Source organism: Providencia sp. PROV119 (assembly GCF_028482435.1).
Taxonomy (GTDB): Bacteria; Pseudomonadota; Gammaproteobacteria; order Enterobacterales; family Enterobacteriaceae; genus Providencia; species Providencia stuartii.
In genome coordinates, this window is the sequence record NZ_JAMPQL010000001.1 from 131,183 (window position 1) to 145,143 (window position 13,961).

Genomic DNA, 13,961 nt, shown 5'->3' on the forward strand with positions numbered 1-13,961 from the left:
CGCAAGAATAAGTTGTTAAGTTTAATGGGTCGTTAGCTCAGTCGGTAGAGCAGTTGACTTTTAATCAATTGGTCGCAGGTTCGAATCCTGCACGACCCACCATTAACAGCCTCTATTTCGTTAATGTGCTTTAAGATGTGTGAGTTAATTTAGTCGGTAGAACAAGAGCTCATTGAACGCTTGTTCGTATTAGGCCTCAAACACAATGAGTCACCCTGCACGACCGCCATCTTAAAATAAAAAAATCAGTTATATCAGATGGGTCGTTAGCTCAGTCGGTAGAGCAGTTGACTTTTAATCAATTGGTCGCAGGTTCGAATCCTGCACGACCCACCATCTTAAGATAACAAAATCCAGTCATATTAGATGGGTCGTTAGCTCAGTCGGTAGAGCAGTTGACTTTTAATCAATTGGTCGCAGGTTCGAATCCTGCACGACCCACCATCTATAGAAATGCCATTATCTTCAAATCCTTCCATTTTCTAGCGTAGTTAAATTGTGTTATTCAATCTAAAAGCCCATCAAGCAAAATAGCGCTATATTGGTCACAATGGCTCGTATGTGTCGATGATTTCCAGAAATGCGCCTGTATCCTCTCCTAATCGATTAATTATACCGGTATTAGGGTAAGGGGCGGCATTGGGAATGGACACGTGTAGACGCCGATTTTCAAACCTCTTCGTATGAGTAAGTCGATATTTAGTCGCGATCTTGTGGCTATCATCACCTAACTCTTGAGCAAAAACCATTCAGCCTGAGTTATTGTGTGGGTATTGACTTCTTTTTTTGAGAACTTACGCAAGGTATTACTGACCTACTTGGACTAGTCTAAATAAAACATCAATAACTGATCACCTTGTAAAATATAAATTATTTTATCTATGGCAAAGACTAGGAAAGGACTAGCGGATGAAAAAACTATTAGCAGTATTCTGCGCAGGGGCTTTTGTTTCAACCAGTGTATTTGCGGCGATCCCTCCCGGCAATGATGTGACAACTAAACCCGATCTTTATTATTTAAAAAACTCACAGGCTATTGATAGTTTAGCGTTATTGCCACCACCACCTGAAGTGGGCAGCATCTTATTTTTAAACGACCAAGCGATGTATGAAAAAGGCCGTTTATTGCGAAATACTGAGCGTGGAGAACAAGCCGCTAAGGATGCTGATCTGGCTGCGGGCGGTGTTGCGAACGCATTTTCTGAAGCTTTTGGTTATCCCATTACCGAAAAGGATGCGCCTGAAATTCATAAATTGCTGACGAATATGATTGAAGATGCGGGGGATTTAGCAACTCGCTCAGCCAAAGAGAAATACATGCGCATTCGTCCATTTGCGTTCTACGGTGTTGCTACCTGTAACACGAAAGATCAGGACAAATTATCTAAGAATGGCTCTTATCCTTCCGGACACACCGCAATTGGCTGGGCATCTGCACTCGTATTGTCAGAAATTAACCCAGAAAACCAAGATAAAATTTTAAAACGTGGTTATGAACTTGGCCAAAGCCGAGTCATCTGTGGTTACCATTGGCAAAGTGATGTTGATGCTGCTCGTATCGTTGCATCGGGTGCGGTAGCAACTTTACACTCCAACCCTGAATTCCAAAAACAGTTACAAAAAGCCAAAGACGAATTTGCTAAACTGAAAAAATAGCTTTACTTAAAACGATACCGCCCCATCAGCGACAACGAGAGGGGCGGTTTTTTATTGTGTTTTATATGGTAAAATCGCGTCAGATCCCTTCAGGCAATAAACTGTTATCTTGCAACATGCCAACTACCAGTGTTTGCATGCGCTGGCCAAGAGTGTGGTCGATGGTATAATTGCGCTGCTGGGCGACTTCCACCGTGATTTCATCAAAGCATTTCATCAACAGATGTAAGTTGTATGCAGCTTGTTGCGCATTACGGTAATCAAACAAGGTTTCCATTGCTTGGATAATGTGCTCTGGCATCCATTGTTGATATGCTCTGCCGTGATACCAAACATCTTGCTGCCCTTTACTTTTGTTTGAGACATAGCACTCTAACATCGTCAGTAGGGCATTTTTCATATCAACGTCTCTTGACCAAGCGCTCCAGAGTTCATTACGCGAAAGGGCAATCGCAACTTGATGTGATTCATACCAAAATTCGTTCACAATAAACGTGAATTTGTTTTGACTGAGTTGCTTAGGCGGAAGTTGTACCTGATCACTGTCGGGAAGGTTATCCGTGATACCGCTTTTATCGAGTAAAATGGTGTAGCCACGGGCATAAGTATTATCAAGCCCATATTGCTTCATCTTTTGCAATCGACTTGGTTCAGCAAAGGTAAAATCAACTTTTCTTCCTTGCTCGTAAATCGCTAAACAAGTCGGGCATTCAGGCTCATTTTCACCACCATTTGTAAGATGTAGAGCCACTAGAGGCTGACCAAATTGGTGTATCCATTGTTGGTCATGAAAAAGTGCTGTTACACCTGAACCGACTAATTCAATATCAATGTCTGAATAATGATCAATTTGTTGTTCTCTACCTCTTGAGCCAGTCAAAATGACGGCATCAATTCTAGGATCGAGCAAAGAAACGGAAATAATCTTATTGATTAAAGATGCAGGTGATTCCATAGCTAACCCATCGAATTTATTGATGTGGCTAAGATACCTGTAAAATGACTAAAATGCTAAAAAACTCGATAATTATCATGATTATTTAGTGAAATAGTGAGAAATCACGCCATCATCACCAAAAATCGAGAAGACTTCCTCAATGAATTGGGGTATCTTGTTTAGTATATAAAACAAAAATGTGGTTTTCGACCCATTTTATAGGCGATTTTAGATGTAAAATTGCATTATGCTAAACAGAGGCACAAGATGAGCGAGTTTATTGATTTTAACCAGTCGGTTTATCCGTTCCCTGCTAGACCTGCATTGCTAAGCTCAGAAGAGAAAGCATTTTATCGTGAGCGCATCAAAGCGTTATTGCTGGAAAAAAATGCGGTGATAGTTGCACATTATTATACCGATCCTGAAATCCAAGCATTGGCTGAGGAAACAGGTGGATGTGTTGCTGACTCTCTGGAAATGGCTCGTTTTGGCGCCCGTCATAGTGCATCAACCCTGCTAGTCGCGGGGGTACGTTTTATGGGGGAAACCGCAAAAATCTTAAGCCCTGAAAAAACCGTTTTAATGCCAACATTAGATGCCGAATGTTCACTTGATTTAGGCTGCCCAGAGGCGGATTTTGCGCGTTTTTGCGATCAGCACCCTGATCGTACAGTGGTGGTTTATGCGAATACCTCTGCGGCGGTGAAAGCACGAGCAGATTGGGTGGTGACATCCAGTATTGCGGTAGAATTAATCGAGCATCTTGATAGCCTAGGCGAGAAAATTATTTGGGCGCCTGACCGCCATCTTGGCCGTTATGTTCAACAACAAACAGGGGCTGATATTTTGTGTTGGCAGGGCGCTTGTATTGTTCATGATGAATTTAAAACCCAGTCTCTGAGCAAAATGAAAGCGCTGTATCCAGAAGCGGCGGTGCTGGTTCACCCTGAGTCTCCTCAAGCTGTTGTCGAGCTTGCTGATGCTGTCGGCTCGACAAGCCAATTAATCAAAGCGGCGCAAACGTTGCCTCATCCATCAATGATAGTCGCGACCGATAAAGGCATTTTTTATAAAATGCAGCAAGCGTGCCCTGATAAGTCTTTGTATATCGCGCCGACCGCGGGGGAAGGTGCGACATGCCGTACTTGTGCCCATTGCCCTTGGATGGCGATGAATGGTTTAAAAGCAATAGCACAAGCCTTAGAGAGTCACGGGGAGCAACATCAAATTTATGTGAGTGAAGCGCTACGTCAAAAAGCGATGTTACCTTTAAATAGAATGCTAGATTTTGCAGAGAGTCTAAAATAAAAGAGCACTATTGTTTATATCGAGGCCACGCGGAATCATAATGTGGCATGACATAGGGTTGAGAGAAGGATTTTGGGATGGATTTCTTTAGCACAAGTAATGTATTAGTGAATATTCCTCTATGGGATAGTGTGTATGAATTGTCATACATCGAAGCAGTAGGAACAGTGGCTGGTTTGTTATGTATTTTGCTAGCTAGTCTTGAAAAAACCATTAATTACTTGTTTGGTTTAATCAATGTGACGCTGTTTGGGGTGATTTTTTTTCAAATCCAACTGTATGCTAATTTACTTTTACAGGTATTTTTCTTTATCGCCAATATTTATGGTTGGTATGCGTGGAGCCGAGTGGATAACCAGCAACAAACGGAACTGAAAATTCGTTGGTTAAGCATGCCTAAGGCGACGATAACAGTGATCATCTCTTTATTTGTGATCATTTACCTAACATACAATATTGATTGGGTCTTTGGGGTATTGGCGGAATGGGCAATTAACATTTTGAATCTGTTTGGCGCTAACCTAACAATGCCTGTGTTAGAACCCGATGCATTTCCATTCTGGGATTCGACCATGACAGTATTATCTGTGGTTGCAATGATCCTGATGACGCGTAAGTACGTTGAAAATTGGCTTTTATGGGTGATCATCAACGTAATTAGTATTATCGTATTCTATAAGCAAGGGGTATATGCGATGTCATTAGAGTACCTCATTTTGCTAGGTATCGCGCTGAATGGTTCAAGGCTTTGGGTGAAATCGGCAAAACAAAACGGCTCTGTGCCCCTCTCATAAACCACGGTGACGAAAATTAACAATAAAACGGCTAAAGTAACATTATCGATGTTTTGCCGTTTTTATTGTTTTTTACTCTAAAATTCCCCCTAAATATGGGGCTATTGTGCTGTTTAATCGCCTTTAGCCTCATTTTATAATCTGAAAGCTTAAAACTAACTATTTCATACTAAGCTTGCCTGTTTACAGAAGGCGGCTGAACGGTTAGATTAAAATTTCGATACCTGTCGTCTTTCAAGTTGCAGCATTGTGAGTGGTAAGAGAATCTCTCTTCGCTTAAAAGTAAGTGTTTACCATCGGCCTGCTATTGGAATCCATAGGGTATGTAAATCATCTATATAAAAAAATAAACATTGGATTAACGGGTATGAATTATCAGAACGATGACGTCAGAATTAAACAAATAAAAGAATTATTGCCACCAATTGCGTTGTTGGAGAAGTTTCCAGCGACGGACAAAGCGGCGTTTACCGTTCATGAAGCACGTCTCGCCATCCATAATATACTGTCAGGCGAAGATGATCGCCTTGTGGTTGTGATTGGTCCTTGCTCTATTCATGATACTAAAGCTGCTCTGGAATATGCCGAGCGCCTTAATAAGTTACGAGAAGAACTCAAAGATTCGCTAGAAATTGTGATGCGTGTGTATTTTGAAAAACCGCGTACCACAGTAGGTTGGAAAGGGCTAATTAATGACCCTAATATGGACAATAGCTTTAATATCAATGAAGGGCTACGTATTGCCCGTGAACTATTGGTGAAAATTAATGACCAAGGCCTGCCGACCGCAGGTGAATTTCTCGATATGATCAGCCCTCAATATGTCGCTGACCTAATGAGCTGGGGGGCGATTGGTGCACGAACAACAGAATCGCAAGTACATCGTGAATTGGCTTCTGGTCTCTCTTGCCCAGTTGGCTTTAAAAATGGAACAGATGGCACGATTAAGATCGCTATTGATGCGATTAATTCAGCACGTTCACCGCATTGTTTCTTATCGGTCACCAAATGGGGGCATTCTGCAATCGTCAATACTAGCGGGAACCCAGATTGCCACATTATTTTACGTGGTGGTAAAGAGCCAAACTACAGTGCGGAACACGTTAAGGCGGTGCGCGAAGGGCTAGTGAATGCAGGTCTAACCCCCAGCATTATGATTGACTTTAGCCACGCAAACAGTAACAAGAAATTTGAAAGACAAATGATAGTTGCTGATGACGTCAGCGAGCAATTACGCCAAGGTGATCGCTCTATTACAGGTGTCATGATCGAAAGCCACCTTGTTGAAGGCAATCAAAGCCTAGAGTCAGGTGAGCCTCTGGTTTATGGGAAAAGCGTCACTGACGCATGTATCGGATGGGATGATACAGAAAAAGTATTGCGCCAATTGTCTGATGCGGTGATTGCTCGTCGCCAGAAGTAATCGATAGTATTTCATATAGGAAGCCAGAGTCTTGTTGCTCTGGCTTTTTTACGTTATTAGATAGGAGAGTCGTACTCTTTAGATTGGTAAACCGACAGGCAGCATACCACTCTCCTATTACTTATTATGAGATTAGAATCTCTAAAGCTATTGACCGATATGGTGTAGATAGCGATAGAGCAATCTAAACTTACTTTTTGGTTGTGTTGAGCTATTTTCGGATGAGTTCATGATGAACATAATCGCACTACCAAAAATAAAACGCCAAAATACCTTAAATCACGATCCGCTAAAAATACCTGTAAAAGGGGTTTTTGTGGCCTTTCTGCTCATGAATAAATAATGCAAGGAAAAATCAATATTTAAGATTTTTCTTGTCGAGCTATTCACTGTATTTACTCGTTATTATAGTTTGTTTATTTTTATTATCTTAGTTTTATATTTTTTGTTTTCAGTAAAAATGAACAAATCATTCAAAAAACTTCTCTTTCTTTAATAGTCGCTAAAGTAAATAATCCCTTTTCGATATTATAACTAAAGGGAAATATTAATGAGGAAGTTACAACTTGCATCGTTAACATTTGCATTAATCAGCACGATGGGAAGTGCTTTTGCGTCAACTAACCAAGAGGGATATTACGGTTCCGCACGACTTTCTAAAGTGTGGCAAAAAGCGGATAGTATGGATACGAGTCTCCGCCCAGGGATTGGCCAGTTTGTTTCTGGTGATGATAAAGATGATTTCTACAATGCTTCTCTTGCAGCGGGTTATCAGTATGGTAATGGCTGGCGTACCGAAGGGGAGTATAGTTTTAATAAAAAAGCGGAGTACACCAGTGGCTCAACCGCTTTTTCAACCAGCTTTAATCATCACAAAACGGAATCGCAGCGTTTAATGCTGAATGTTTATCGTGATTATGATATCTACCAAGGGATTTCAGTGTATGGCACCGTGGGATTGGGTGTTGCAAAAGTGAAATCATCGGGATGGCAAGGTAATGCCGCACGTCAATATGGTAGCAATACTGACACTAACTTAGCGTACTCGATTGGCGCTGGTGTAAGTTACGAGCCTATTGATAAATTAAATTTTGACTTGGGATATCGTTATATTGATTTAGGGAAAATCGAAAGCGGTATGAATCGTTTTGCCAATGCGCGTGGCATACAGGATGAGCAGATGAAAGCGCACCTTAAGTCACAAGAGCTTGTGTTAGGCGTTAGATATCTATTTTAATTTTTAACGTATTATTATTCATTGGAATATGTCATACAAAAAGGGTTGGCGATTAGCCAACCCTTTACTTTATTTAACTTTAATTATTTTGCTTTGCCTTGGTTGGCAACCGCTGCTTGTTTTGCAGCGATTTCATCTTGGTTGCCAAGATAGTAATGTTTGATTGGTTTCATGTTTTCATCAAACTCATAAACCAGTGGCACTGCTGTTGGGATATTGAGGTTAAGAATTTCTTCTTCGCCCATGTTATCCAAGTATTTTACCAGCGCACGCAGTGAGTTACCGTGAGCTGCAATAATCACTTTTTCACCCGCCGCAACACGTGGTTTGATCTCTTGTTCCCAGTAAGGCACAACACGCTCAATGGTTGTTGCTAAGCTTTCTGTTACTGGCAGTTCCTCGCTAGACAGTTTTGCATAGCGTGGATCGTGGCCTGGGAAACGTTCGTCATCTTTTGTTAGCTCAGGTGGCGTGATGGCAAAACCACGGCGCCAGAGTTTAACTTGCTCATCACCATATTTAGCCGCAGTTTCTGATTTATCTAGACCTTGCAGTGCACCATAGTGACGCTCATTTAGTTTCCAGCTCTTTTCAACAGGCAGCCATTGCTGATCAACCTGATCAAGGATGTTCCATAAGGTATGGATAGCACGTTTCAGAACTGAGGTATAGGCGAAATCAAAGACAAAGCCTTCATCTTTCAGCAGTTGGCCTGCATTTTTTGCTTCTTCACGGCCTTTGTCTGACAGCTCAACATCAGTCCAGCCAGTGAAACGGTTCTCTTTGTTCCACTCGCTCTCACCGTGTCTTACCAAAACCAGTTTAGTTACAGCCATAGCTTAAACTCCTATCAGTACATTCAAATTAAAATGAATCATTGCTGACTTACATTATAGGGATAGTCAATCCGAACGCTAGTCACAACTGATGTTTTACCCAAACCAAATCAAAAAAGTGATAGTCAGTCGGTTATTTGGATAAAAATCGTACCTTAATCAGCTTGTTTTTTATCCAGCAACCATTTTGACTGGGTAAGTAAAAAATAACAGATGCAATAGATTTAACCCGAAGTGAAACGATACAGCAAGCCATAATTTGCCACTCCACATCCATGCTAGTCCATAAATAATCCCTGCAAGGGTCGCAAAAAGGATCAGCAACGGGCCTCCCGCGAAATGCACAGCCCCAAACACTAAGGCACACACGATTAATGCAAGATAAGGGGAGCCAAACCATTGAGTGAGGCGCTGCTGGAGATAGCCACGAAATAATGCTTCTTCGGCTAATGAGACAAATAATAAATTGCAAATAATGAATGCAGGTAACCAAGTCGGCAAATGCCACTCAAAACCTAGTCCTCCCGCAATGGCAGCAACAACCAATAACATAGGAACGGCAATGATCAGTAACCACCATTGCCAAGGTTTTGCTGTTTTGGGGGCTTGAGCTGAAAATAGGCTGGGGAGACAAAATAACAAAACAAAAGGAACCAAGGCCTTATCAAAGTTAAAGTACATGGTAAATGGTCTGCTTTGCTCGCCAACAATCACGCTATCGAAGTATTTGAGGTTATGAAATCCTGGGAAAAAATGAATCAATAGGCCTACAGCGCAGATAACAAGCGTGACCTCGCTAATAACTTTGACCCAGACATGATATTGAAAGCGCCAACCTATCACGCCAATGACAGTAATAGCGACAAATAAGAGAATTGCTTGCCAACTTAGTACACCCGTAAATAGTGCTATTGTTGTCGCAAGTAAGAGTAAAAATGTGGCAATAAATCGATGCGTTGCAAGTATTGTGAGTGAAGCCGCCAAAATAAACCAACTGGCCATACGTTGTTCCTAAAATCTATTCGAATTATTTAAAGCGGCACAGTGTAATTGTTTTCAGTTATTTTCCGAGGAAAAAGCACAGCTATTGGTCTGGAATGATAAAAAATTAATATAAATAAACAGGTTATATAGCTGAGTATTAAGTGTGCGAACTAATCATTAGATTAATTTAGGTCGATAATCGAACATTATCGACCCCAATGATGGCGCGGTTAGACCGTTTGTTGCTCGACAGTTTCTATGTCATAACGATATTTGCCGTTATCAGGAACAAACTTCAATCGATGGGTAATGCAAGTTGGCGCATCTTCTTGATGGTGAGTAACAAAAAGAAGCTGAGTCGTGCCTTGGCTGAGCATTACATCAATAAAACGTAGGACTAATAAACGGTTTAAACCATCTAGCCCTTGAAGTGGCTCATCTAAAATCAAAACAGCCGGATGTTTGACTAAGGCGCGTGCGATAAGCACAAGTCGTTGCTGACCCCATGATAAGCTATGGAAAGGTTGTTGTGCTGTTTGTGAGGGAAAACCGAGTAGGGCTAGCCACTCATAAGCCAGTTGAATTTGGCGATCAGAAGGTGTCTGATATAAACCAATTGAGTCGTGGAACCCAGAGATGATCACATTAATCACGCTAGTCGCGACGCGGTACTCTTGATGAATGCTGTTACTAACATAACCAATATGGCGTTTGATATCCCAAATCGTCTCACCTGTGCCTCTGCGACGACCAAATAGCGTTAAATCATTACTATAGCCTTGAGGATGATCTCCGGTAATTAGGCTTAATAGCGTGGATTTCCCTGCACCGTTTTCGCCGATAATTTGCCAATGCTCATTGGGATTAACCTGCCAGTTCAAACCATGCAAAATCGGTTTGTCGTTATAGCTGACCACGCCGTTTTTCAAAATAACCCGTGGAATATCGCTAGGAAGTGGGGCTTCAGCCGTTGGATCTTCCATTTCAGGGATAGTGAGATGTTTTAAGCTTTCGCTATGTTGAAGCTGGGTGATTAACGTGTTAGCAAGTACTGACTCACGGCTGCCTGATAAAGTCAGTTTGCAGTCGGCTAATACGCCCATATTGTCAATAAAGTCGGGTAACTCATCAAATCGGTTCAGGATCAATACAATTGTTAACCCTTTTTCAGATAAGCTGCTAAGTAACTCGCTCAGATTATTTCGTGAATAGACATCAAGGCCATCAAAAGGCTCATCAAGCACTAATAAATCAGGTTCCCCCATAAGGGTTTGGCAGAGTAAAACTTTGCGTGTTTCCCCTGTTGACAGATATTTAAAGCGTCTAGAAAGCAGATCGTGAATGCCAAATTTTGTGGCCAGTTCAAGACAGTATTCATTGTCTCGGTGGTGGAGTTGGATAATTTCAGCGGCGGTATATCCGGTATCGTCTTCATCTTCACTAAGCAGATCCGTGTTATTACGCTGCCACTCTTCATTAATCATGTTTTGCAGTTGTTCGAAAGAGAGGCGTACGGGAGATACAAAGCTATTTTCCACAATACCTGAGAGTGGTTTTAGTTCCCCTGATAACGCTTTTGCAAGTGATGACTTACCACTACCATTGGCCCCAATAAACGCCCAACTTTCATGCTGATTAATGGCTAATTCAGGAATATCCAGTGTTTGTGTGTCACTGAGCTTAAAGCTGCTGTGACGAAGGGTGATTGCTTTCATGCCACTTCCTTATTTTTGTCATTATTTTTGTCGTTATTTACCTGTCACCTCAACAAATAATCATGATTACAGATAAAGTCAATCATTCACTGGAGAAAGGCGCACAAAAAACAAGCTTGCACTTATCTATTGGTGAGGAAATGGCGTATTTAGATAAGTGCACGTGGTTAGCATAGTGTGGCAATAATCACTTGATCGGCATTAAATAGCGCTGTGACATTATCGTTGAGCTGCAATTGTTGGCTATCGACTTCTTGGTTACTGAGGGTAGAGCATAGGCTCTCACCACCTAATAGGGTCACGATCACTTCGCTGTTTTCTTGACCACGTTCAAGTGCGGTTATCTTCCCAGCGAGTTGATTGTCAAATTCACTATTTTTTATTGGTTGCTTCGTCAATTTTATCCAAGGTGCTTTAATCAGAGCGAGTACTTCCTTACCTTCAGTAAGGCGTAGACGGTTGGCACTCTGTTCTGTAAGAGCGGCATTAATGATGGTTTTATTGTCGGCCAATAACACTTGGACATGTTGTTGAACTTGGTTATGGTCACGAGCAATCAGAGTACCAAAAAACTGATTACGCGCGCTGGTTTGCAATGAAAAACGGGAAATCGCGGCTAGAAGACTATCAAGAGGTAATGTGTCTTCTTTGAGAACATCAAATGCTTTTTGCTGAATTTGTGCCAGTAAGTCGTATAGCTGTAGCAGCCTTTCCCCATAGTGGGTCAATGTTGTGCCACCACCACCTTTACCGCCAGTGGCTCTATCCACTAAAATATCGTCAGCAAGCTGGTTCATTTCATTGATAGCATCCCAGGCGCTTTTATAGCTGATCCCAGCCAATTTAGCACCTTGGCTAATAGAGCCTGTTGCTTTGATTTGCTTGAGCAATGAAATTCGGCGAGGGTCTGCAAATAAACTCCCTTGTAGCTTTAGTGTCAGTAAGATTTCTGCTTGCATAAATATAACCCTTCCTATCAGATTGAATATACTCAAGTTGTACTTTGTATTAGTGAGAGTATATAAATAAACTGTCATCGCGACGCTTAATAAAAAAGCACGTTTAGTGTGTCGTTAGAAATAGAATTTGTCTACAATAGTGACAGCTATCCCGCTATTATATACGTTATTATTTAAATTCAGCTTTATTTTCCCTCGTCAGCGCATCAGTTGGCTGGTGGGCACAGTATCACTGAAGAGGCTTTAATGTTAGAAATTTTAAAAAGCATGGGCTTTGCCCTGTTGATGGTTCCCGTTGTGATGTTTTTGATTATGGGGCTAATTTACGGCCTCGGGGCTTTCTTTAATCTGCTATCTAAAGCTCACGTTCCGCACCATCATACAGAGAAGGAATAACCCTCCTCCCTATTTAAGTTCGCCTGTTTTTTAGTGGTACACTGAGAAACAGGCAACTCTATCTATTTGTCTTTGGTTGATACGCTTTTAAAGCAAGTCTCCCCTCACTTTTCTGCTTCTGGTATAAGTTTTGATGCAATTCATTGCGCTAGCACACTTTTCTGCACGCGATGACTTTAAGTTATCGTTATATCCTGTTATATATAGCGTGATAACTAATATTAGGGTGGACTGAAATGAAAAAAAATTTGATCACGTTGTTGGCGGGTGTCACGATGACACTTTCTATAGCAAGCCATACGGTTGCAGCAGAGAAAATAACTGTTTTTGCTGCCGCCTCTTTGACAAATGCGATGAATGAAATTTCTGAACAATATCAGAAAGAAAACAAAGTAGAAGTTGTCTCATCATATGCATCATCATCGACACTTGCTCGTCAAATTGAGCAAGGAGCGCCTGCAAATCTATTTATTTCTGCCGATCAGCAATGGATGAATTATGCTATTGATAAGCATTTGATGGTTGAAAACACGCGCTACACTTTATTAGGTAATGAGTTGGTATTGATCGCACCCAAAGATTCCAAAATTGAAAAGGTGGAGATCAATAAACAAACGGATTGGAAAAAGCTGCTTGATGGCGGCCGTCTGGCGGTAGGCGATCCGGAGCATGTTCCTGTTGGGATTTATGCGAAAGAAGCATTGAGCTATTTAGGGGCATGGGATACGGTCAATCCGTTATTAGCACGTACCAATAATGTGCGTAGTGGTATGGCCTTGGTTGAACGCGATGAAGCGCCTTTAGGGATAGTGTATGGCTCCGATGCCGTTGCTAGCCAAAAAGTCAAAGTCGTTGGTATTTTTCCAGCAGACTCGCACAAACCCGTTGAATATCCAATGGCTATTGTGAAAGACCAAGATAATCAAGCAACTCGTGACTTTTATGAATATTTGAAAACGCCAGCCGCTTCAGAAGTATTCAAACGTTACGGTTTCACCCCACGTTAAGGGATTTTAGTATTGCAGATGTTAAGTGCTTATGAATGGGAAGCCATCTACCTGAGCTTAAAAGTTTCAAGTGTGGCAGTCATGTTTAGTTTGCCACTAGGTATTTTGGTTGCATGGGTATTGGTGCGTTGTCATTTCCCCGGCAAAACACTGCTTGATAGTATTATCCATCTACCATTGGTGTTACCGCCAGTGGTAGTGGGGTATTTATTATTGATCAGTATGGGACGCCGCGGTTTTATTGGGGAATGGCTGTATAGCTGGTTTGGGTTTAGCTTTACGTTTAGCTGGCGCGGTGCCGCATTGGCCTCCGCCGTGGTGGCTTTTCCATTGATGGTGCGGGCGATCCGTTTAGCGCTCGAAGCCGTTGACCGTAAACTTGAGCAAGCGGCTCGAACATTAGGCGCGACGCCATTACGTGTCTTTTTTACGATAACTATCCCATTATCACTGCCCGGTATTATTGTGGGAACGGTATTAGCATTTGCACGCTCATTAGGGGAGTTTGGGGCGACTATCACCTTTGTATCGAATATTCCCGGAGAAACACAAACCATCCCACTTGCGATGTATACCTTAATTGAAACACCGGGGGCGGAAGTGGATGCAGCCCGCTTGTGTGTGATTGCTATTATCTTGGCATTAATTTCACTATTAGTTTCAGAATGGCTGACCCGTTGGGGCAAAAAGCGATTGGGGGTAGCCTGAT

Annotated in this window: 13 protein-coding genes and 3 tRNA genes; 11 read left to right on the plus strand and 5 right to left on the minus strand. The window is 41.8% G+C overall.

Annotated elements, in window-relative coordinates; translation table 11 throughout:
* The first annotated feature begins 26 nt into the window (after positions 1–26).
* The 4 genes from PSF11_RS00615 (at position 27) to phoC (ending at position 1,656) form a co-directional block, all read left to right on the plus strand.
* Positions 27–102 (plus strand) — tRNA-Lys (locus PSF11_RS00615).
* 158 nt (positions 103–260) lie between these two features.
* Positions 261–336: transfer RNA gene (locus PSF11_RS00620), tRNA-Lys, on the plus strand.
* A 32-nt stretch (positions 337–368) separates the two neighbouring features.
* Positions 369–444: transfer RNA gene (locus tag PSF11_RS00625), tRNA-Lys, on the plus strand.
* Between the two features lie 465 nt (positions 445–909).
* Complete coding sequence (gene phoC, locus PSF11_RS00630; RefSeq protein ID WP_004917790.1) at positions 910–1,656, plus strand: acid phosphatase PhoC; 747 nt, start codon at positions 910–912, stop codon at positions 1,654–1,656.
* Positions 1,657–1,735: 79 nt separating this feature from the next.
* On the opposite strand, the gene PSF11_RS00635 is transcribed toward phoC, so the two are convergent.
* The gene (locus PSF11_RS00635; protein ID WP_072502920.1) at positions 1,736–2,611 is read right to left on the minus strand and encodes an aminoglycoside 6-adenylyltransferase; all 876 of its coding nucleotides are present in this window, start codon (positions 2,609–2,611) and stop codon (positions 1,736–1,738) included.
* Between the two features lie 249 nt (positions 2,612–2,860).
* Between PSF11_RS00635 and nadA the strand changes: the two genes are divergently transcribed.
* From nadA to PSF11_RS00655, 4 genes are all read left to right on the plus strand, one after another.
* The gene (gene nadA / locus PSF11_RS00640; RefSeq protein ID WP_004917794.1) at positions 2,861–3,901 is read left to right on the plus strand and encodes a quinolinate synthase NadA; all 1,041 of its coding nucleotides are present in this window, start codon (positions 2,861–2,863) and stop codon (positions 3,899–3,901) included.
* Between the two features lie 77 nt (positions 3,902–3,978).
* Positions 3,979–4,695 (plus strand): nicotinamide riboside transporter PnuC, encoded by a 717-nt coding sequence (gene pnuC, locus PSF11_RS00645; RefSeq protein ID WP_053110329.1) that lies wholly within the window; start codon positions 3,979–3,981, stop codon positions 4,693–4,695.
* 367 nt (positions 4,696–5,062) lie between these two features.
* Positions 5,063–6,118: a 3-deoxy-7-phosphoheptulonate synthase AroG gene (aroG, locus tag PSF11_RS00650; protein ID WP_014657762.1), complete on the plus strand. Its 1,056-nt coding sequence runs from the start codon at positions 5,063–5,065 to the stop codon at positions 6,116–6,118.
* A gap of 550 nt (positions 6,119–6,668) precedes the next feature.
* A complete protein-coding gene (locus PSF11_RS00655; RefSeq protein ID WP_004917800.1) occupies positions 6,669–7,355 on the plus strand; it encodes an outer membrane protein in 687 nt (228 codons plus the stop codon).
* Between the two features lie 83 nt (positions 7,356–7,438).
* Here the strand turns inward: PSF11_RS00655 and gpmA are convergent, their stop codons facing one another.
* From gpmA to modE, 4 genes are all read right to left on the minus strand, one after another.
* The gene (gene gpmA / locus PSF11_RS00660; protein ID WP_004917803.1) at positions 7,439–8,191 is read right to left on the minus strand and encodes a 2,3-diphosphoglycerate-dependent phosphoglycerate mutase; all 753 of its coding nucleotides are present in this window, start codon (positions 8,189–8,191) and stop codon (positions 7,439–7,441) included.
* Between the two features lie 171 nt (positions 8,192–8,362).
* A complete protein-coding gene (locus tag PSF11_RS00665; RefSeq protein ID WP_072502921.1) occupies positions 8,363–9,193 on the minus strand; it encodes a CPBP family intramembrane glutamic endopeptidase in 831 nt (276 codons plus the stop codon).
* 212 nt (positions 9,194–9,405) lie between these two features.
* A complete protein-coding gene (gene modF, locus PSF11_RS00670; protein WP_004917805.1) occupies positions 9,406–10,890 on the minus strand; it encodes a molybdate ABC transporter ATP-binding protein ModF in 1,485 nt (494 codons plus the stop codon).
* 167 nt (positions 10,891–11,057) lie between these two features.
* Positions 11,058–11,849, minus strand: coding sequence for a molybdenum-dependent transcriptional regulator (gene modE / locus PSF11_RS00675; protein ID WP_042116407.1), 792 nt, complete (start codon positions 11,847–11,849; stop codon positions 11,058–11,060).
* A 246-nt stretch (positions 11,850–12,095) separates the two neighbouring features.
* Between modE and PSF11_RS00680 the strand changes: the two genes are divergently transcribed.
* The 3 genes from PSF11_RS00680 (at position 12,096) to modB (ending at position 13,960) form a co-directional block, all read left to right on the plus strand.
* Complete coding sequence (locus tag PSF11_RS00680) at positions 12,096–12,245, plus strand: AcrZ family multidrug efflux pump-associated protein (RefSeq protein ID WP_014657766.1); 150 nt, start codon at positions 12,096–12,098, stop codon at positions 12,243–12,245.
* Positions 12,246–12,481: 236 nt separating this feature from the next.
* Positions 12,482–13,252: a molybdate ABC transporter substrate-binding protein gene (gene modA / locus PSF11_RS00685; RefSeq protein WP_072502922.1), complete on the plus strand. Its 771-nt coding sequence runs from the start codon at positions 12,482–12,484 to the stop codon at positions 13,250–13,252.
* 18 nt (positions 13,253–13,270) lie between these two features.
* The gene (gene modB, locus PSF11_RS00690) at positions 13,271–13,960 is read left to right on the plus strand and encodes a molybdate ABC transporter permease subunit (protein WP_004917815.1); all 690 of its coding nucleotides are present in this window, start codon (positions 13,271–13,273) and stop codon (positions 13,958–13,960) included.
* Position 13,961 lies beyond the last annotated feature (1 nt).

Coding starts and splice junctions, on each gene's coding strand:
- PSF11_RS00635 (WP_072502920.1), bottom strand. CDS start 2,611: ATGGAATCACCTGCATCTTTAATCAATAAGATTATTTCCGTTTCTTTG.
- gpmA (WP_004917803.1), bottom strand. CDS start 8,191: ATGGCTGTAACTAAACTGGTTTTGGTAAGACACGGTGAGAGCGAGTGG.
- modF (WP_004917805.1), bottom strand. CDS start 10,890: ATGAAAGCAATCACCCTTCGTCACAGCAGCTTTAAGCTCAGTGACACA.
- pnuC (WP_053110329.1), top strand. CDS start 3,979: ATGGATTTCTTTAGCACAAGTAATGTATTAGTGAATATTCCTCTATGG.
- aroG (WP_014657762.1), top strand. CDS start 5,063: ATGAATTATCAGAACGATGACGTCAGAATTAAACAAATAAAAGAATTA.
- modA (WP_072502922.1), top strand. CDS start 12,482: ATGAAAAAAAATTTGATCACGTTGTTGGCGGGTGTCACGATGACACTT.
- modE (WP_042116407.1), bottom strand. CDS start 11,849: ATGCAAGCAGAAATCTTACTGACACTAAAGCTACAAGGGAGTTTATTT.
- nadA (WP_004917794.1), top strand. CDS start 2,861: ATGAGCGAGTTTATTGATTTTAACCAGTCGGTTTATCCGTTCCCTGCT.
- PSF11_RS00665 (WP_072502921.1), bottom strand. CDS start 9,193: ATGGCCAGTTGGTTTATTTTGGCGGCTTCACTCACAATACTTGCAACG.
- phoC (WP_004917790.1), top strand. CDS start 910: ATGAAAAAACTATTAGCAGTATTCTGCGCAGGGGCTTTTGTTTCAACC.
- modB (WP_004917815.1), top strand. CDS start 13,271: ATGTTAAGTGCTTATGAATGGGAAGCCATCTACCTGAGCTTAAAAGTT.
- PSF11_RS00655 (WP_004917800.1), top strand. CDS start 6,669: ATGAGGAAGTTACAACTTGCATCGTTAACATTTGCATTAATCAGCACG.
- PSF11_RS00680 (WP_014657766.1), top strand. CDS start 12,096: ATGTTAGAAATTTTAAAAAGCATGGGCTTTGCCCTGTTGATGGTTCCC.